The sequence below is a fragment of the Brachybacterium netajii (SeqCode) genome (assembly GCF_054114245.1).
The window spans coordinates 361,452-380,102 of sequence record NZ_JBSYXB010000001.1 but is presented as its reverse complement, the minus strand read 5'-3'; the positions used below and the strand labels follow the sequence as shown (position 1 = coordinate 380,102).

General features: G+C 72.2%; 21 protein-coding genes. 20 read left to right on the top strand and 1 reads right to left on the bottom strand.

Features of this window, described 5'->3' with window-relative positions; all coding sequences use genetic code 11:
- Positions 1–22: 22 nt before the first annotated feature.
- From ffh to ACXET9_RS01605, 16 genes are all read left to right on the top strand, one after another.
- Positions 23–1,636, top strand: a complete 1,614-nt coding sequence (ffh, locus tag ACXET9_RS01680; RefSeq protein ID WP_457884263.1) for a signal recognition particle protein — start codon at positions 23–25, stop codon at positions 1,634–1,636.
- A 106-nt stretch (positions 1,637–1,742) separates the two neighbouring features.
- On the top strand, positions 1,743–2,903 hold the full coding sequence (locus tag ACXET9_RS01675; protein WP_457884261.1) for an amidohydrolase family protein: 1,161 nt from the start codon (positions 1,743–1,745) through the stop codon (positions 2,901–2,903).
- Positions 2,904–3,151: 248 nt separating this feature from the next.
- Complete coding sequence (gene rpsP / locus ACXET9_RS01670) at positions 3,152–3,616, top strand: 30S ribosomal protein S16 (protein WP_457884259.1); 465 nt, start codon at positions 3,152–3,154, stop codon at positions 3,614–3,616.
- Position 3,617: 1 nt separating this feature from the next.
- Positions 3,618–3,860 (top strand): RNA-binding protein, encoded by a 243-nt coding sequence (locus tag ACXET9_RS01665; protein ID WP_457884257.1) that lies wholly within the window; start codon positions 3,618–3,620, stop codon positions 3,858–3,860.
- A gap of 1 nt (position 3,861) precedes the next feature.
- Positions 3,862–4,821: a hypothetical protein gene (locus ACXET9_RS01660; RefSeq protein ID WP_457884255.1), complete on the top strand. Its 960-nt coding sequence runs from the start codon at positions 3,862–3,864 to the stop codon at positions 4,819–4,821.
- Entirely contained in the window at positions 4,818–5,444 is a 627-nt protein-coding gene (gene rimM, locus ACXET9_RS01655; protein ID WP_457884253.1) for a ribosome maturation factor RimM, read from the top strand. Before ACXET9_RS01660 ends, rimM begins: the two co-directional genes overlap by 4 nt.
- A gap of 4 nt (positions 5,445–5,448) precedes the next feature.
- A complete protein-coding gene (gene trmD / locus ACXET9_RS01650; RefSeq protein WP_457884251.1) occupies positions 5,449–6,189 on the top strand; it encodes a tRNA (guanosine(37)-N1)-methyltransferase TrmD in 741 nt (246 codons plus the stop codon).
- Positions 6,190–6,520: 331 nt separating this feature from the next.
- The gene (gene rplS, locus ACXET9_RS01645; protein ID WP_457884249.1) at positions 6,521–6,871 is read left to right on the top strand and encodes a 50S ribosomal protein L19; all 351 of its coding nucleotides are present in this window, start codon (positions 6,521–6,523) and stop codon (positions 6,869–6,871) included.
- Positions 6,872–6,897: 26 nt separating this feature from the next.
- Positions 6,898–7,482 carry a signal peptidase I gene (gene lepB / locus ACXET9_RS01640; protein WP_457884247.1) on the top strand — a complete coding sequence of 195 codons (585 nt, stop codon included), beginning with the start codon at positions 6,898–6,900 and terminating at the stop codon, positions 7,480–7,482.
- A gap of 31 nt (positions 7,483–7,513) precedes the next feature.
- On the top strand, positions 7,514–8,398 hold the full coding sequence (gene lepB, locus ACXET9_RS01635) for a signal peptidase I (RefSeq protein WP_457884245.1): 885 nt from the start codon (positions 7,514–7,516) through the stop codon (positions 8,396–8,398).
- Positions 8,395–9,168, top strand: coding sequence for a ribonuclease HII (locus ACXET9_RS01630; protein WP_457884244.1), 774 nt, complete (start codon positions 8,395–8,397; stop codon positions 9,166–9,168). Before lepB (ACXET9_RS01635) ends, ACXET9_RS01630 begins: the two co-directional genes overlap by 4 nt.
- Complete coding sequence (locus ACXET9_RS01625; RefSeq protein ID WP_457884242.1) at positions 9,165–9,467, top strand: DUF2469 domain-containing protein; 303 nt, start codon at positions 9,165–9,167, stop codon at positions 9,465–9,467. Before ACXET9_RS01630 ends, ACXET9_RS01625 begins: the two co-directional genes overlap by 4 nt.
- Before the next feature lie 180 nt (positions 9,468–9,647).
- On the top strand, positions 9,648–10,118 hold the full coding sequence (locus ACXET9_RS01620; RefSeq protein ID WP_457884240.1) for a YraN family protein: 471 nt from the start codon (positions 9,648–9,650) through the stop codon (positions 10,116–10,118).
- Positions 10,118–11,734, top strand: a complete 1,617-nt coding sequence (locus ACXET9_RS01615) for a YifB family Mg chelatase-like AAA ATPase (RefSeq protein ID WP_457884238.1) — start codon at positions 10,118–10,120, stop codon at positions 11,732–11,734. Before ACXET9_RS01620 ends, ACXET9_RS01615 begins: the two co-directional genes overlap by 1 nt.
- Positions 11,731–12,918, top strand: coding sequence for a DNA-processing protein DprA (dprA, locus tag ACXET9_RS01610; protein ID WP_457884236.1), 1,188 nt, complete (start codon positions 11,731–11,733; stop codon positions 12,916–12,918). Before ACXET9_RS01615 ends, dprA begins: the two co-directional genes overlap by 4 nt.
- An 87-nt stretch (positions 12,919–13,005) precedes the next feature.
- Positions 13,006–14,073, top strand: coding sequence for a tyrosine recombinase XerC (locus ACXET9_RS01605; RefSeq protein WP_457884234.1), 1,068 nt, complete (start codon positions 13,006–13,008; stop codon positions 14,071–14,073).
- A gap of 89 nt (positions 14,074–14,162) precedes the next feature.
- Here ACXET9_RS01605 and ACXET9_RS01600 read toward each other — a convergent pair whose 3' ends face one another.
- On the bottom strand, positions 14,163–14,732 hold the full coding sequence (locus tag ACXET9_RS01600) for a murein hydrolase activator EnvC family protein (RefSeq protein WP_457884232.1): 570 nt from the start codon (positions 14,730–14,732) through the stop codon (positions 14,163–14,165).
- Between the two features lie 446 nt (positions 14,733–15,178).
- Between ACXET9_RS01600 and rpsB the strand changes: the two genes are divergently transcribed.
- The 4 genes from rpsB to frr all read left to right on the top strand — a co-directional run bounded on the left by rpsB (position 15,179) and on the right by frr (position 18,642).
- The gene (rpsB, locus tag ACXET9_RS01595) at positions 15,179–16,084 is read left to right on the top strand and encodes a 30S ribosomal protein S2 (protein ID WP_457884230.1); all 906 of its coding nucleotides are present in this window, start codon (positions 15,179–15,181) and stop codon (positions 16,082–16,084) included.
- 103 nt (positions 16,085–16,187) lie between these two features.
- Complete coding sequence (gene tsf, locus ACXET9_RS01590; RefSeq protein ID WP_457884228.1) at positions 16,188–17,012, top strand: translation elongation factor Ts; 825 nt, start codon at positions 16,188–16,190, stop codon at positions 17,010–17,012.
- Between the two features lie 135 nt (positions 17,013–17,147).
- Entirely contained in the window at positions 17,148–17,906 is a 759-nt protein-coding gene (pyrH, locus tag ACXET9_RS01585) for a UMP kinase (protein ID WP_457884226.1), read from the top strand.
- Between the two features lie 169 nt (positions 17,907–18,075).
- Positions 18,076–18,642: a ribosome recycling factor gene (frr, locus tag ACXET9_RS01580; RefSeq protein ID WP_457884224.1), complete on the top strand. Its 567-nt coding sequence runs from the start codon at positions 18,076–18,078 to the stop codon at positions 18,640–18,642.
- The last annotated feature ends 9 nt before the right edge of the window (positions 18,643–18,651 follow it).

Here is an 18,651-nt window from a genome sequence, read left to right as displayed (position 1 = left end):
CACGACCTAGGGGAAGCTCTTCGTGTTCAACAACCTCTCCGATCGCATCACCGCCTCCCTCAAGGGGCTGCGCGGTCACGGCCGCCTCTCCGAGGCGGACGTCGACAAGACCATCCGCGAGATCCGGCGCGCCCTGCTCGACGCCGACGTCGCGGTGCCGGTCGTCCGCGAGTTCACCGGCAAGGTGCGCGAGCGCGCCCTGGGCGAGGAGGTCTCGAAGGCGCTCAACCCCGCCCAGCAGGTCGTCAAGATCGTCCACGACGAGCTGGTCGAGGTCCTCGGCGGCGCCACCGGCGAGCTGACCTGGGCCAAGCACCCGCCGACGGTCATCATGCTCGCGGGCCTCCAGGGCGCCGGCAAGACCACCCTCGCCGGCAAGCTCGCGCACTGGATGAAGTCCGAGGGCCACACCCCGCTGCTGGTCGCCGCCGACCTCCAGCGCCCCAACGCCGTGACCCAGCTGCAGATCGTCGGCGACCGCGCCGGCGTGCCGGTGTTCGCCCCGGAGCCCGGCAACGGCGTCGGCAACCCCGTCCTCGTCGCCATGAACGGCGTGTCCACCGCGCAGTTCCAGCAGCATGACGTGGTCATCGTCGACACCGCCGGTCGCCTCGGCATCGACGAGGAGATGATGCAGCAGGCGCGGGACATCCGCGACGCCGTCAACCCCCACGAGACGCTGTTCGTCGTCGACGCGATGATCGGCCAGGATGCGGCGCGCGTCGCCGAGGCCTTCCGCGACGGCGTCGGCTTCACCGGCGTGGTCCTGTCCAAGCTCGACGGCGACGCCCGCGGCGGTGCCGCGCTGTCGATCACCGGTGTGACCCAGCGTCCGATCCTGTTCGCCTCCACCGGCGAGAACCTCGACGACTTCGAGCGCTTCCACCCGGACCGCATGGCCAACCGCATCCTCGACATGGGCGACGTGCTCACCCTGATCGAGCAGGCGGAGAAGGCGTTCGACCAGAAGGAGGCCGAGAAGGCCGCCGCGAAGCTGGCCGCCGGCGAGGACTTCACCCTCGACGACTTCCTCACCCAGATGCAGCAGCTCAAGAACATGGGCAGCATCAAGAAGATGCTCGGCATGCTGCCGAACATGGGGCAGTACCGCGAGCAGCTCGAGAGCTTCGACGAGAAGGAGATCGGGAAGGTCGAGGCGATCATCCGCTCGATGACCCCCGAGGAGCGCGCGAACCCCAAGGTCATCAACGGCTCCCGGCGCGGCCGCATCGCCCGCGGCTCCGGCACCACCGTCCAGCAGGTCAACCAGCTGCTCGAGCGCTTCAAGCAGGCGCAGCAGATGATGAAGCAGATGGGCCGCGGCATGGCCGGCGGCGGCATGCCGGGGATGCCCGGCGGCCCCGGCATGGGCATGGGCAAGAAGTCGCGCGGACGGATGGCCGCGCAGCCCAAGGGCAAGAAGGCCAAGTCGAAGAACCCCGCCAAGGCCGCCCGCGAGGCCGCCGAGGCCCAGCGCAGGGCCGCGGCCGGCGGCGACGCCCAGGGCGGATCCGCCTTCGGCGGCGGTGCCTCCGGCGGAGCGGGCGCGGCCGGAGCAGCCGGCATGCCCGACCTCTCCGACTTCGACCCGAGCCAGCTCCCGCCGGACATGCAGAAGCTCTTCGGCGGCAAGTGAGCCGACGGGCGGGTCGGTGAGCCGGCGGACGCCCCGGCTCGTCGTCGGCCGCCGCGCCTTCGCGCTCCTGCGCCCCGTGCTCGCACGGGCGGTCTAGGCTCGGCGCATGAGCCCGTCCGTGGTCCCCGCCCCTGCCTCCGCCGTCGTGCATCCGGTGCTCCACCTGCGCGGCCCGATCCTCCTCGGACCCGAACAGGAGGCCTCCGAGGCCTGGGCGATCGGGGGCAGGATCCGCCTCGACCGGCCCGACGACGCCGAGCTGCGGGCCGCGACCGCGGCGGCGGGCGAGAGCGAGGTGCGGGAGATCGACGGCTTCGTCGTGCCGGGCCTCGCGGATCTCCACTGCCATGTCGGCATCAGCGACGAGGGGACGGGGACGGATCTCGCGACCGCTCGCGCCCAGGCGCTCGTCGACCGCGACACCGGCGTCCTCCTGATCCGCGACGCCGGGTCGATCATCGATACCGCGCCGTTGCAGGCGCAGGACGATCTGCCGCGGCTGATCCGCTGCGGCCGCCATCTGGCGCGCACCCGCCGCTACCTGATCGGGTACGCCGACGAGCTCGAGCCCGAGGACCTGGCGTCGGCCGTCGCCCGGGAGGCGCGGCGCGGGGACGGCTGGGTGAAGCTCGTCGGGGACTGGATCGACCGTGCGGCGGGCGACCTGACGCCGTGCTGGGACGGCGAGGACTTCGCCGTCGCGGCGCGCGCCGCGCACGAGGCGGGGGCGCGGATCACCACCCACACCTTCGACGAGGAGACGATCCCGCTCGTGCTGGACGCCGGCTTCGACTGCCTCGAGCATGCGACGGGCCTGACCGACGAGACGATCCGTCGGGTCGCCGATGCCGGGGTGCCGGTGGTGACGACGCTGGTGAACGTCGGCGAGTTCGAGGCGTATGCGAGCCAGGGGGAGCGGAAGTTCCCGCGCTATGCGGAGCACATGCGTCGACTGCGATCCGGTCGCTACGACCGGATCCGGGACGCGCACGAGGCCGGGGTGGAGCTGCTGGTGGGCACCGATGCCGGGGGAGTGCTCGGGCACGGCATCATCCATGACGAGCTCGACGAGCTGGCTGCGGCCGGGCTCGACGGCACGGCGATCCTGCAGGCCGCCGCCTGGGGGCCGCGCCGCTTCCTCGGAGCGTCCGCGCTGGAGGACGGGGCACCCGCCGATCTGCTGGTGGTGCCGCGCGACCCGCGCGCGGATCATCGGGCGCTGCGCGAGCGCACCCATGTGGTGCTGGGCGGCCGCATCGTCGCCTGAGCGCACCAGGCAGCGCCCGGACACTGCCACGGACAGCGCCCCGGACGCGGCTCGCCGGGCATGTGCGTGGCGGCACACCGGTCCCGGGTGGCTCCGGGCGCGGGGGTACTGGCATAATCGTCCCCTGTATGCGCCTCGGTCGGCCCTCTACCCGCCGTGGCGCGGCACCCCGAGCACCGTCAGCGCCCGCATGACCCCACAGGCTGCGGCGGGACTCACCGGAACATCCTGAAGGAGAGTCCACACACGTGGCTGTCAAGATCCGTCTGAAGCGCATGGGCAAGATCCGTGCACCGTACTACCGCATCGTCGTGGCCGACTCGCGCACCAAGCGCGACGGTGCCGTGATCGAGGAGATCGGCATCTACCACCCGACCGAGAACCCCTCTCGGATCGAGGTCAAGGGCGATCGTGCGCAGTACTGGCTCGGCGTCGGCGCCCAGCCGACCGAGCAGGTCGCCGCGATCCTCAAGGTCACCGGCGACTGGCAGCAGTTCAAGGGCGAGGCCGACGCGGCCGGCTCCCTGAAGACCGCTGACGCCCCGAAGTCCGCCGAGGAGCTCATCGCCGCCGCCGACAAGGCCGCCGCCGAGTCCCGCGAGGGCGCGAAGAAGGCCAAGGACGCCGCCGCAGTGGAGGCGGGCTCCGAGGAGGCCGCCGCCGAGGGCGAGAGCACCGAGGACGCCGAGGCCGCGACCGTCGACGAGGCCTGAGATGAGCGCGCGCGCCGAAGCACTCGATCACCTCGTCCGCGGGATCGTCGATCACCCGGACGAGGTCCGCGTGAGCGAGAAGTCCACCCGTCGCGGTCCGCTGCTCGAGGTCCGGGTCAGCCCCGCCGACCTCGGCCGCGTCATCGGCCGGTCGGGTCGCACCGCCCGTGCCCTGCGCACGGTCACGGCGGCGCTGTCCGATGAGGACATCCGCGTGGACATCGTCGACGTCGACCGTCGCTGAGGTGCGCATCGCCTCTTCCGGGAGCGGCACCGCCGGCATGCGCCGGTGGTGCCGCTCCCGCTCTATGCCGACGCTGCGGGGTGCGGCCGTGGTCGGCCTCGCCGCGATGCTCCTCGCCGGATGCGCGGAGCTCGGGCTGCCTGTCGGCGGATCCTCCGACGGGGGTGCCGGCACCGACGCCGGGACCTCCGGGGGCGCCTCTGCGGAGGTCACGGCCGACGCTGTCGATCCTGCTCTGGCGGCGGCCTGCACCGACTTCTGGGGAGACCCCGATTATCGGGATCCGCTGTCCCGCACGGTCCTCGATCGTGCGGCGACGGCTCCCGAGGCGGGTCCGGACGATCCCTTCTTCTACGCGATGACGGCCGACGACATCGACGCCGCCTTCGCGGACGCCCCGGAGGAGGCGGTCGCCGCGTCCGCCGTGCTCGCGGACTGGTTCCGCACCGAGCCGGAGCGCGGCGCGGAGGCGGACTCGGCCGCCTTCGTCACCGCCTGGGAGGGCGTCGCGGGGGCCTGCGCGGGCTCGTCGGCGGCGGCGACCTGGGCGGCCGGTCTCGGCGAGGACGGCACGAAGCCCGGTGCGCTCGTCTGCGCGGAGGTCTTCGACACCCCCAGCACGCTCACGGTCTTCGCGAACGCCAACGTGCTGACCTCGAACATGTTCAAGCTCGTCGGGCTCAGCCCGCGCGAGGTCCCGTCCGACAGGATGGACGACGTGCGCGCGACCTCCGACCTGCTCGCGACCGAGATCGCCGCGGTCGACGACGAGGGGATCCGCGCCGCCCTCGAGGAGGTGCGCGCCCCGTTCACGGCCGCGCTCGACGGCGACACCTGGTCGGAGGGGCTCCAGAGCCCGCTGGACCAGCTCGGCTCCGCATGCGGGGCCATCGGATACGACACCCCCGGGACCGGTGAGATGGGCTCGGACGACGAGACGGACGACGGAGGTCTGGTATGAGCACCCGCGAGGTGGTCGTGGCGACGATCGGCAGGGCCCACGGGCTGAAGGGGGAGCTGTCGCTGCGCCTGCGCACCGACATCCCCGAGGAGCGGCTCCAGGAGGGCGTGCGCTTCGAGATCGAGGTCCCTGCAGGGCCCGGCGGCGCCGCCCGCCCCCAGACCCTCACGATCGTGTCGACCCGCATCCAGCAGGATCGCTGGTATGTGCGCTTCGCGGAGGTCGGCGGACGCTCCGAGGCCGAAGCCCTGCGCGGTCAGGACCTCGTGCTGGAGGTCGATGAGGCGGAGGAGGCCGAGGAGGATCCCGACGCCTGGTACCCCTCGCAGCTGAAGGGCCTGACGGTCGTGCACGTCGAGGACCGTCGCGAGCTGGGCACGGTCGTCGGCGTCGAGCATTATCCGGCGCAGGACCTGCTGGTCGTCCGCACCGGAGACCGCCGTCGGGTCCAGCTCCCGCTCGTCGAGCAGCTGGTCCCCGAGGTCGATCTCGAGGCCGGGATCGTCGTCGCCGACCCTCCGGGCGGTCTCTTCGATGCGCTCGCGGAGGACGCCGACGGCTCCGCTGACGGCAGCTCCGCCGACGGCAGCTCCGCCGACGGCAGTGCCGCCGGGCAGGGCTGATCCGGTGCGCATCGACGTCCTCACCCTGTTCCCCGACTATCTCGCCCCGCTCGAGCTGTCGCTCATCGGCAAGGCCCGACGCGAGGGGATCGTGGATCTGCGGGTCCATGACCTGCGGGACTACACCCACGACCGTCATCGCACGGTCGACGACACCCCGCTCGGCGGGGGCGCCGGGATGGTGATGAAGCCCGAGCCGTGGGCGGAGGCCTTCGCCGACGTGCGTCGTGCGGGCCGTGAGGAGCTCGGCCCCGAGGCGCAGCCCCTGGTCGTCTTCCCCAATCCGGCCGGTACACCGTTCGCGCAGGCCACCGCCCAGGAATGGGCCGGACGCGACTGGATCGTCTTCGCCTGCGGACGGTACGAGGGCATCGACGAGCGGGTCTACGAGCATCTTGCGGACGAGGGCTTCGAGATCGCCCTCGCCTCGCTCGGAGACTACGTCCTCAACGGCGGGGAGGTCGCGGTCCTCGCGATCACCGAGGCGGTCGTGCGGCTGATCCCGGGGGTCGTCGGGAACGCCGAGTCGCTCGTCGAGGAGTCCCATTCCGACGGGCTGCTCGAATACCCGCTGTACACGCGGCCCGCGGCCTGGACCGATCCGGCGGGGACCCTGCGGGAGGCGCCGGCGATCCTGCTCTCGGGGGACCACGGGCGGATCGCCGCCTGGCGGCGCGAGCAGTCGCTGCAGCGGACCCGCGAGCGTCGGCCGGACCTGCTGGGCCCCGCGGGCGCCGAGGACTGAGCCGGTCCGGCCGGGGGCGTCGGCCCCAGCGTGACGCAGCAGACACCCGGACGTCGTGCTGACCAGCATCGTCATCGCGCGCAGTGCTTGCTGTGGCGGGGGAGCTGCTGGCAGAATGGACCCTTGTGCGCACCGTGCGTCCCTCTGCCTCAGGGGAGGGTCGCGGTATGCGGTCGGGCAGGTCCGTGGCGATGGGAGTCGCCGCCAGAGGCCCAGCACACCGGCACGAGGAGTCCTCACGATCCTCGCCGGATCGACGGTTCATGACGGATGCCCTCGGGCATCCAGCGAACGAGGCCGTCCGACCTGAGGCGGAGGCTGGAGACAGAACATGCAGAAGTTCGACGAGCTCACCAAGTCGCAGCTGCGCGAGGACCTACCCGCGTTCCGCGCCGGCGACAACGTCAAGGTCCACGTGAAGGTCATCGAGGGCAACCGCTCGCGTGTCCAGATCTTCCAGGGCTACGTCATCGGCCGTCAGGGCCATGGCATCGGCGAGACCTTCCGGGTCCGCAAGATCTCCTTCGGCGTCGGCGTGGAGCGCGTGTTCCCCGTGCACGCCCCGACGGTCGAGAAGATCGAGGTCGTCACCCGCGGTGACGTCCGTCGCGCGAAGCTGTACTACCTGCGCGGCCTGACCGGCAAGAAGGCTCGCATCAAGGAGAAGCGCGACTTCAGCTGATCCCAGCGCAGATGGGTGATCCCGGGATGACTCCCGTGACAGCACCTGCACGGCGGCGGCCCCCCTTCGTGGTGGTCGCCGCCGTCTGCGTCGTGCTGCTGCTGGTGTCGGCCTTCGCCGTCCGGCACTACGTCGTGCAGCCCTTCCGCGTCCCGTCCTCGTCGATGGCGCCGACGCTCCAGCAGGGCGACATCATCCTCGCCGACCGGTCGGATCGCGGGACCGCGGAACGCGGACAGATCGTCGTCTTCGACGGATCGGGCTACTTCGGGTCCTCCGACGACGGCGCTGCGACCGGGCGCTTCTGGGTCAAGCGGGTGATCGCGATCGGCGGGGACTCCGTCAGCTGCTGCACCGACGACGGTCGGATCGCCGTGAACGGCGAGCCGATCGATGAGCCGTACCTCCCAGAGGGGACGGCTCCCAGCGAGGACGAGTTCGACCTCGAGGTCCCCGAGGGGCGCATGTTCGTCCTCGGCGACAACCGCTCCGACTCCACCGACTCGCGCAACCTGCTCGGTCGTCCCGGGGGCGGGATGATCCCGGTCTCGCGGGTCGTCGGCTCCGTCGACCGCATCGTGTGGCCCCTCTCGCGCGGGACGTTGATGTGATGATCAGGCACTTCCCGATAGGATCGCGGCGATGAACGAGTCCGACGAACCCCGAGGCCACGCGTCCCCCGACGAGGGGAGCGGGCGATTCCCCGGCGACCCCGCCGACGAGCATGCCGAGGGCGGCGAGCGCGTCGGGTCCGGCGCGCACGCCGGCGCCGAGGCCGACGAGGGCCCGGAGGGCGACGAGCGTCCGGAGGGCGACGAGGCCGACGAGCGCGCGGCGCATCGCGCCGGAGGCTCGCGCCGCATGCCGCTGTGGATGGACACCGCGGTCACCATGGTGATCGCCCTCGTCATCGCCGTGCTGGTGAAGACCTTCCTGATCCAGCCCTTCTACATCCCGTCCGCGTCGATGAGCCCCACGCTCGTGGTCAACGACAAGATCGTCGTCTCCAAGCTGACGCCCGGCGTCTTCGACCTCCAGCGGGGCGATGTCATCGTCTTCGAGGATCCGGACGACTGGCTCCAGATCGAGACCACGACCGACACCGGAGTGCGCAACCGTCTGCTGACCGTCCTCAGCCTCATCGGGCTCGCCCCGGATCCCTCCCAGAACCATCTCGTCAAGCGGCTCATCGGGCTGCCCGGCGATCACGTGGTGTGCGAGGAGCGGGGGGCGCAGCTCGAGGTGAACGGCGTCGTGATCGACGAGCCGTACATCAACCAGGAGACGCCGGCCTGCCAGTACGCCTTCGACGTGACGGTGCCCGACGACTCCGTGTGGGTCCTCGGCGACAACCGCTTCGCCTCGGCCGACTCCAGCTACCACGAGTACCAGGAGGGCGGGGGAGCAGGCTTCGTCCCGGTCGACGACGTGACGGGCCGTGCCGTCTTCGTGTTCTGGCCGGCGAGCAACTGGTCCGGTCTCGGCGAGGGCCACGCCGCCTTCGACGACGTCCCCGACCCCGCATGAGCGTCGCCGTGCCGACCCTCGAGGTCGAGCGCGAGCTCGCTCGGCGCTGCGGACCGGGCCGTCGGATCGTCGTCGGCGTCGACGAGGTCGGTCGCGGGGCCCTCGCCGGACCCGTCGCGGTCGGTGCCGTCGCGATCGCGATCGACGACGGCGACTGCGTCCCGCTGCCCGAGGGGGTGCGCGACTCCAAGCGTCTGAGCCCGAAGCGCCGTGCGGCCCTCGTCGAGCCCATCCGCGAGAGCGCCCTCGCCCATGCCATCGGCTGGTCGACGGCCGCGGAGATCGACGAGATCGGCATCATGGGCGCGCTCACGGCCGCGGCCGTCCGAGCGGTCGAGGGGCTCGGCGTGCAGGCCGACGCGATCCTGCTGGACGGCGATGTGGACGTGCTGTCGCCGGCGCTCGCAGCCACCGGGGCGAGCGTCCCCGAGGTGGCGCTGCGGGTCGCCGCCGACCGCGACTGCCAGACCGTCGCGGCCGCGAGCATCCTCGCCAAGGTCGCCCGCGACACGCTCCTCGTCGAGCTCGACGCGGAGGCGCCCGACTACGCCTGGGCGAGCAACAAGGGCTATGGCTCGGCCGCCCATCGCGAGGCCATCGACCGCCTCGGACCGCACCGCGAGCATCGACGCAGCTGGAACCTCGGCCGCTCCCGCCCCGCGAGCCCGGGACCCGTTCCGGAGATCGGCACCGCTGTCCCGGCACCCGGCCCCGCTGGCGTACTGTGGGATGACCAGTGGCCCCTGCAGCAGGAGGAGGAGCGTCGGTGAGCAGCCAGGACCTCGAGAACTTCGAATCCGACCTCGAGCTTCAGCTCTTCCGCGAGTACCGCGACGTCGTGCGCACCTTCACCTACGTGGTGGAGACCGAGCGCCGCTTCTATCTCGCCAACCAGGTGGACCTGCAGGTCCGCTCCGCGGGCGGAGAAGTGTTCTACGAGCTGAACCTCGCGGATGTGTGGGTGTGGGACATCTACCGCTCGAACCGCTTCGTGCGGTCGGTGCGCGTCGTGACGTTCAAGGACGTCAATGTCGAGGAGCTCAGCAAGGACGACATCTCGCTCCTGTGACGGAAGCCCCGGCGACGGAGGCTCCTGCGACGGAGGCTCCTGCGACAGCAGGCTCCGCGAGGGAGGGCTCTGCGGCATCGGGTCCCCGTCGGCCGCGCGAGCACTCCTCCCCAATGCCCCGTCATCCCCAGGAACGGGGTCGGCGATGCGCGGACCCCGCCCGTTCAGCACGCTGGGGCCATGAACAGCGCACCCGCCTCCGCCGCCCGTCCTCCGCTCCGTCCCCCGTCCGGCGGGTCGACCACCGCGCCGTCGGCCCCGGGCATCGTCCCGGATGCACCGGTCCCGGTCCATGGACTCACGCCCGCTGAGCTCGGGCGCGCCGGCGAGGAGATCGTCGCCCGACGCCTCACCGCCCAGGGATGGACCGTCGTCGAGAGGAACCTCCGCCTCGGAGCGGGCGAGCTCGACATCGTCGCCCTCGACGCCGGGACCCTCGTCTTCATCGAGGTGAAGACCCGGCGCAGCTTCGTCACCGGAGTCCCGCAGGCGGCCGTCACCGCGCACAAGCTGCGGCGGCTGCGCCGTCTCGTCGGCCAGTACCTGATGGAGCGCGCGACCCCGCATCGGGATGTGCGCATCGACGTCGTGGCGGTGCTCGCCCATCCCGACGGCAGCGTCGTCCTCGAGCATCTGCGGGCGGTGGGCTGATGGGACACGCACGCACCCTGTCGATGTCCCTCAGCGGGATCGACGGCACGCTGGTCGAGGTGGAGGCGGACGTCGCCTCCGGCCTGCCCGCCTTCGTGATCGTCGGACTGCCGGACTCCTCGATGCTGCAGGCGCGCGAGCGGGTCCGCGCAGCCCTGTCGCGGAGCGGACTGGGCGTCGCGCCGCGACGCCTGACCATCAACCTGACCCCTGCCTGGCACCCGAAGCACGGCTCCGGCTTCGACCTCGCCATGGCCGTCGCGATCGCCGACGCCCAGGGCGAGCTGCCCGGCCGCGGTCAGCGCCGCACGCTCCACCTGGGGGAGCTCGGGCTCGACGGTCGGGTGCGCCCGATCCCCGGTGTCCTCGCCGCTCTCGTCGCCGCACGCGAGCAGGGGATCGAGCAGGCCGTCGTCCCGCTCGAGAACATGGCCGAAGCGCGCCTCGTGGACGGGATCTCCGTCCACGGAGCGGGCCATCTGCGCCATGTCCTGCACCGCTGGGGCGCCGCCGTCGACCCCGACGGTGCGGTCGACGGCGGGGCCGACGGCTCCGGTGGGCTCGATGCCGGCGCCGACACCGACGGCGGAACGTCGGCCGACGGTGGAGCCCGGCCTCAGCACGCCGCCCACGGCCCGATCGCCCCGGGGCGTCCCGTCCTCACCCCCGACTTCCGGGACGTCGTCGGGCAGCGCATCGCCCGGCGCGCCGCCGAGATCGCCGCCGCCGGGGCCCACCACCTGCTCATGACCGGGCCTCCCGGAGCGGGGAAGACCATGATCGCCTCCCGCCTCCCCGGGCTCCTTCCCGATCTCGATGCCGACGAGGCGCTCGCCGTCTCCGCGATCCATTCCCTCTCCGGGCGCTTCGACCCCGGCGACGGGCTGCTGCGCCGGCCGCCGTACGAGGCCCCGCACCATACGGCGAGCACTGCGGCGATGGTCGGCGGCGGCAGCGGGATCGCCCGTCCGGGAGCGATCTCCCGTGCGCATGCCGGAGTGCTCTTCCTCGACGAGGCACCGGAGTTCTCCGCACGCGTGCTCGAAGCGCTGCGGGAGCCGCTCGAGACCGGTGACATCACCCTGCACCGCCAGCGGCACGTGTCGCGCTACCCGGCCCGCTTCCAGCTCGTGATGGCCGCCAATCCGTGCCCGTGCGGGATGAGCTACGGCCGGGGCGACGCCTGCCGGTGCACGCCCCAGCAGCAGCGCCGCTATCGCAGCCGGCTCTCCGGTCCGGTCCGCGATCGCATCGACATGCATGTGGATGTCCCGCCGGCCGACGTGCTCCGCGTCGGCACGGAGGAGGGCGAGTCGACGGCCGCGATCGCGCGGCGGGTCGCATGCGCCCGGGATCGTCAGCGGGAGCGCTTCGCAGACCTGCCCTGGCGGCTGAACTCGCAGATCCCCGCGCCGGAGCTGCACCGGCGCTTCGCCCCCGAGCCCGCCGAGAAGCGGCTCCTGGACCGCCGGATCTCCCAGGGGGCGATCTCCCTGCGGGGCTACGACCGGGTCGTCCGCATCGCCTGGACCATCGCGGACCTCGCCGGCGAGGACCGGCCCGGGGAACCGCATGTCGGCGAGGCCCTCCACCTGCGCGGAGAGGACATCCGATGAGCCCGATCGACGATCCCGAGGGGCGGGCGCGCATCACCTGGTCCCTGATCGCCGAGCCGTCCGATGCGATGGCCCTGCTGCTGAGGCAGGCCTTCGGCCCGGCCGAGGCCCTGCGCCTCGCCGAGGTGTCCGACGGCGCCGACCTGCTGCATGCCCTCCACGGTGCGCTGCCCACGGATCCATCACGGCCCGCCGGGACCCCGCTCACGACGGCGCAGGACGCCATCGGCCGGTGGCGACGCCGCCTCGCCCGCATCGACGTCGACGACACCCTCGCCGAGGCCGCACGGCGCGGGATCCGTCCGGTGGTGCCGGGCGACGACGAATGGCCGGCCTGCATCGACGATCTGCGGGAGTCCGCACCCCACTGCCTCTGGGTCCTCGGCGCCGCGCGCCTCGACGAGGTGGCCCGGACGCGTCGGGTCGCTCTCGTCGGCTCCCGCGCCTCGACCGGGTACGGGGACGACATCGCCAGCTCCTTCGGCGCGGCCTTCGCCGCCGACGGGGGGACCGTCGTCTCCGGCGGCGCCTACGGCATCGACGCCTCCGCGCATCGCGGAGCGCTGGCCGTGGGAGGACCGACGATCGCCGTCCTCGCGGGCGGGCTCGACAGCCTCTACCCCCGCGGGAACGAGCGCATGCTGCGCTCGATCGCCGAGCGCCACCTGCTCGTGGCGGAGGCGCCGCCGGGGACCGCGCCCACGCGGTGGAGGTTCCTCTCCCGGAACCGGCTGATCGCCGCGCTGTCCGAGGCGGTGGTCGTGGTCGAAGCCTCCTGGCGCTCGGGAGCGCTGTCGACAGCACGGCACGCCGACCAGCTGTCGCGCCCGGTCGGTGCCGTGCCCGGCCCGATCGGGGCGGCGGCGAGCGCGGGAGCGCACCGTCTGATCCGCGAGCGCGGGGCCGTGCTCATCACCGCGCCCGAAGAGGTCGTCGACCTCCTGCCCCGCGGAGCCGCCGCCGGGCAGAGCGGATTCGCCGTCCAGGACGAGCTGGACCTGCTCTCGCCCTCGGACCGTCGGGTCCTGGATGCCGTGCCGCCTCGCTCGGCGATCGCCCGCGAGCGCCTGGCCGACGAGATCGGCTTCACCGCGCTCCAGGTCGACGCGGCGCTCGGCAGGCTCGATCTGCTCGGGCTCGTGACGGTCAGCGGAGAGCAGGTCCGCAGGCCGCGCGACCGCTGAGCTCCCGGACGGGGCGGTCGCATCCGCAGCGGCCGTGCTCGTCGCCGCCTCCGGGGCTCGGCAGCGCGGATGCGGGAGACTGGGGCGATGACGCCGACGAACGGATCACCGGCCGGTGCCCCGCAGGGGGCCGGAGAGATCGACCGGGAGCAGGCGGAGGTCCTCGATGCCTTCGTCGCCCACCTGAGCCTCGAACGCGGCCGCTCCGAGCACACGGTCCGCGCCTATCTGCGCGAGGCCGAGGGCCTGCTGCTGCACCTGCGGGACGTCGAGCGCGCGGATCTCGCCGAGCTCGACGTCGCCGCACTGCGATCGTGGCTGGCGGCGCGTGCGGAGACCGGCGCCACCGCGAGCACGCTCGCCCGGTCGGCGGCCGCGGCGCGGACCTTCACCGCATGGCTCGCCGCCACGGGCCGGATCCCCCACGACGTGGGCGGGCGGCTGCGCGTGCCGAAGCGGGGCCGCCATCTCCCGACGGTCCTCTCCGTCGAGCAGGCCGCCGTCCTGATGGACGAGGCGGAGAACGCGGAACCGAGGAGCGCGACGCCGGGGACGGCGACGACGGGGACACCGGGTGGCCGGGAGCCCGCGGACGGGACCCGCGAGCCGGATGCGCCCGCCGAGGACCCGATCGGCTGGGCGGTCGCCCTGCGCGACGCTGCGGTGCTGGAGCTCCTGTACTCCTCGGGTCTGCGGGTCTCGGAGCTGGTCGCCCTCGACCGCTCGGGCATCGACCGCTCCCAGCGCACCGTCCGCGTGCGCGGCAAGGGGGACAAGGAGCGGATCGTCCCGGTGGGCGTTCCGGCGCTCGAGGCGATCCTCCGCTGGGAGAGGGACGGGCGTCCGGTGCTTCTGGAGCGGGGCGGAGGGCGCGCCGGCTCGGCGCTGTTCCTGGGCGTGCGCGGCGGGCGCCTCGGAGACCGAGCCGTGCGGACCCTCGTGGATGAGCACGCAGCGGCGTCCGGCGTCGGTCGCAGCATCAGTCCCCACACGCTGCGCCACAGCGCGGCGACGCACCTCGTCGAGGGCGGCGCGGACCTGCGGAGCGTGCAGGACTTCCTCGGGCATTCGTCGCTCGCGACCACCCAGATCTACACGCACGTGAGCGCCGAGCGTCTCCGCAGCACCGTCGAGCAGGCGCATCCGCGAGCATGAGGCGGTTCCACCGACGTGACCCGACGAGATCCGACCAGACCAGTCGTGATCTCTCGCTCTCCGGTGCTCGCTCTCGGCCGGTCGTCGGATCAGGCGCCCTCCCATCGCAGCAGGATGCTCGGTCCGCGCGCTCCGAGCAGCGGCAGCGGATCGATGTAGGCCTTCTCGCCGCGGCGCGCTCCGAGGTGGAGGCAGGGGGCGGCGCCGCAGTGGGCGCCGGCCTCCTGGATCGTGCCGATCCGCTGTCCCGCGGCGACGCGGTCACCTGCGACGACCTCCGCGTCGACGGGCTCGTAGGTCGACAGCAGTCCGTCGGCGTGCATGATCGAGACGACGCCGCGCCCGGCGACCTCGCCGCTGAAGCGCACGACGCCACCCTCGACCGCACGCACCTCCGCCCCGGGGGAGGTCGCGATGTCGATCCCGCGATGACCGGGGCCATAGGGATCCTCGGGCGCGTCGAAGGCCTGCAGGACGGGGTGCGCAGGGCCGACGGGCCAGAGCCAGCGGGCGCCGTCGGCCCCTGCCCCCGGCGGTGCGAGCAGTCCGGAGCCGACCAGCAGCGCGAGCAGGAGCGCGAGGAGGCGCGGGATCGAACGGGACGGTGCGGCGGACGCGCGGGAGCGAGCGGGGTGCGAGGGCGATGCCGAGCGGTTCATGCAGGCCATCCCATGCCCATCGAGCCGAGCTGTCGCGCGTCGGCGGAGGATTGTGGACAGAGCCCGTTGGGGAGGAACATCGGAGATCGGCTCGGATCCGGCCGGCTCGGATCGGATCTGACCTGACCGGACCGGATCGGACCGGCGCCAGGGCCCGTCGGCGTCAGCGCGGCACGTGACGCACGACGCGCTGGACCGAGTCCGGAGGTCGGATAGACTCGTGCCAGCATCCGGTCCGTCCGGATGACTTCGCGTGCCCATCGGGTCGCGTCGTCCAGCGGTCCTCGCGGCCCCGCCCTGTGCGGAGTCCTCGGGGCGGGCGGCGTCCCGGGCACCAGGCCCCGCACCGTCCGGTGTCGGGGGACAACCGAGAACGAGGTCCTGCGCGAGGACCGCGGACGCCCACGGGTGCACCGCGCGAGCCCAGGACCGGAACAGGACCCACCATGGCAGTCGTGACCATGCGCCAGCTCCTCGAGAGCGGTGTCCACTTCGGGCACCAGACCCGTCGCTGGAACCCGAAGATGCGTCGCTTCATCTTCACCGAGCGCAACGGCATCTACATCGTCGACCTCATGCAGACCCTGTCGTACATCGACAAGGCCTACGACTTCGTGAAGCAGACGGTCGCCCACGGCGGCACCGTGCTGTTCGTCGGCACCAAGAAGCAGGCTCAGGAGTCCATCCAGGAGCAGGCGACCCGCGTGGGCATGCCCTACGTCAACCAGCGCTGGCTGGGCGGCATGCTGACCAACCTCCAGACGGTCTCGCAGCGCGTGAACCGCCTGAAGGAGCTCGAGCAGATCGACTTCGACGATGTGGCCTCCTCGGGCCGCACCAAGAAGGAGCTGCTCATGATGCGCCGCGAGAAGGACAAGCTCGAGAAGACCCTCGGCGGCATCCGCGACATGTCCAAGGCCCCCTCCGCCGTGTGGGTCGTGGACACCAACAAGGAGCACCTGGCCGTCGACGAGGCCCAGAAGCTCAGCATCCCGGTCGTCGCGATCCTCGACACCAACTGCGACCCCGACGAGGTCGCCTACCCCATCCCCGGCAACGATGACGCGATCCGCTCCGTCACGCTGCTCACCCGCGTGATCGCCGACGCCGTGGCCGCGGGCCTGCAGGAGCGCCACGCGAAGAGCACCGGCGGCGAGAAGAACGTCTCCGCCGTCGACGCCGAGCCGCTGGCCGAGTGGGAGCGCGAGCTCCTCGCTCAGTCCGAGGTCCAGCAGCAGGACGCGCCCGCCGAGGAGTCCGTGGCCGCCGAGGCCGCGACCGAGGCGCCCGCCGAGGAGTCCACCGAGGCCGCGGCCGAGGAGACCACCACCGAGGCTCCGGCCGCCGAGTGATCCGCCGGGCCCGGGGCCGACGTCCGCGTCGGTCCCGGGCCCTCCCACGGACGGCCCCGCCGTCCGTCCCTGCACGTACGCAGCTCCCACAAGGAAGAGGAACATGGCCAACTACACGGCAGCCGACATCAAGGAGATCCGCGAGGCCACCGGCGCGGGCATGCTCGACGTCAAGAAGGCGCTCGACGAGGCTGAGGGCGACAAGGCCAAGGCCGTCGAGATCATCCGCGTCAAGGGTCTGAAGGGCATCGCCAAGCGCGAGGGCCGCACCGCCTCCGAGGGCCTGGTGGCCTTCGACATCCGCGACACCGAGGGCGGCCAGACCGGCACCCTGGTCGAGATCAACTCCGAGACCGACTTCGTCGCCAAGAACGAGAAGTTCGTCGCCCTGGGCGACGAGGCCGTCGCGGCCGCCGTCGAGTCCGGCGCCTCCGAGCCGGCCGAGCTGGCGGCGACGCCCTTCGGCGAGGCGCTCACCAACGCCGGCGCCACGATGGGCGAGAAGATCGAGGTCCGTCGCATCGGTCGCGTGAGCGGCGAGGTCGTGTCCGCGTACATGCACCGCACGAACAAGGACCTGCCCCCGCAGGTCGGCGTGCTGGTCGCCACCGATGCGGCCGGCGCCGAGGTCGCTCGCGACATCGCGATGCACATCGCCGCGTACTCCCCGGCCTACCTCACCCGTGAGGACGTCCCGGCCGAGACCGTCGAGAACGAGCGTCGCATCGCCGAGGAGACCGCGAAGAACGAGGGCAAGCCCGAGAAGGCCCTGCCCAAGATCGTCGAGGGTCGCCTCAACGGCTTCTTCAAGGAGAACGTCCTGCTGGACCAGGCGTTCGCGAAGGACCCGAAGCAGAGCGTCGGCAAGGTCGTCGAGGCCGCCGGCGGCAAGGTCGTCGGCTTCGTCCGCTTCCGCGTCGGCAACTGATCGACCGGCGGGGAGCGTCCTCGGGCGCTCCCCGTACCGTCCGCGCGTGAGCGTGGACACCGCACTGCGGCCCCGCACCATCGGTGCGGGGCCGCACCGGTATCATCGCCGGTGACCTCGACCGGAAGGACCCCCATGACCCAGGCGACCATCACTTCGCAGATCCCGGTTCTCCCCAAGAAGGAGGGCGGTCGTCGGGTTCTCCTGAAGCTCTCCGGCGAGGCCTTCGGCGGCGGCGCCGTGGGCGTCGACCCCGATGTCGTGTCCCGCGTGGCCGGCGAGATCGCCGAGGCCGTGGCGCGGGGCGTCGAGTGCGCCATCGTCGTCGGCGGCGGCAACTTCTTCCGCGGGGCCGAGCTCTCCCAGCGCGGCATGGACCGTCGTCGCGCCGACTACATGGGCATGCTCGGCACCGTCATGAACTGCCTCGCCCTGCAGGACTTCCTCGAGCAGAAGGGCGTGTCCACGCGCGTCCAGACCGCCATCACCATGGGCCAGGTCGCCGAGCCGTACCTCCCGCTGCGCGCGGTCCGCCATCTCGAGAAGGGGCGCGTGGTCATCTTCGGCGCCGGCGCCGGCATGCCCTACTTCTCGACCGACACCGTCGCCGTCCAGCGCGCGCTCGAGATCGGCTGCCAGGAGGTGCTGATGGCGAAGAACGGCGTCGACGGCGTCTACACGGCCGATCCGCGCGTCGATCCCGATGCGCAGAAGCTCGATGCGATCACGTACGCCGAGGCCCTCCAGCGCAACCTCCGCGTGGTCGATGCGACCGCGTTCAGCCTCTGCATGGACAACGCCCAGCCGATGATGGTGTTCGGCCTGGACGATCCCGGGAACATCACCCGCGCCATGGTCGGCGAGCGCATCGGCACGCTCGTCACCGGCGCCTGAGAGCCCGTCTGCGCCCCTCGCCCGACTCCGCCCCGCGCGGAGCGGGCGAGGGGCGCGTCCGGCGGGAACAGCCCGCCTCCGCCCTCGTCGCCGATCGTGCGCGACAATGGGGCGGACCGATCCTCGATCGCATCCGCGATCAGACCTTCGATACGAGGAGCACCCGACCATGAGCGACGACATCCCCAGCATCCTGAAGGACGCCGAGTCCAAGATGGGCAAGTCCATCGAGGTGACCAAGGACGAGTTCTCCGCGATCCGGACCGGCCGTGCGAGCGCCGCGATGTTCGAGGGGATCACCGTCGAGTACTACGGTGCGCCGACCCCGCTGATCCAGCTGGCCTCCCTCCAGTTCCCCGAGGCCCGCACGGTCCTCGTCACCCCCTTCGACAAGACCGCGACGACCGCCGTCGAGACCGCGCTGCGCGAGTCGGATCTGGGCGTGAACCCCACCAACAACGGCGACAACCTGCGCGTGGTGCTCCCGGCCCTCACCGAGGAGCGTCGTCGCGACTACGTCAAGCTCGCCAAGAACAAGGCGGAGGACGGCAAGGTCGCGATCCGCGCCTCGCGCGGCACCGCCAAGAAGTCGATCGAGAAGCTGGTCAAGGACAAGGAGATCGGCGAGGACGAGGGCACGCGCGCGGAGAAGGAGCTCGAGGCCCTCACCAAGCGCCACATCGATCTGGTCGACGAGGCGCTCAGCGCCAAGGAGACCGAGCTCGAGACGATCTGACCGGGTCGA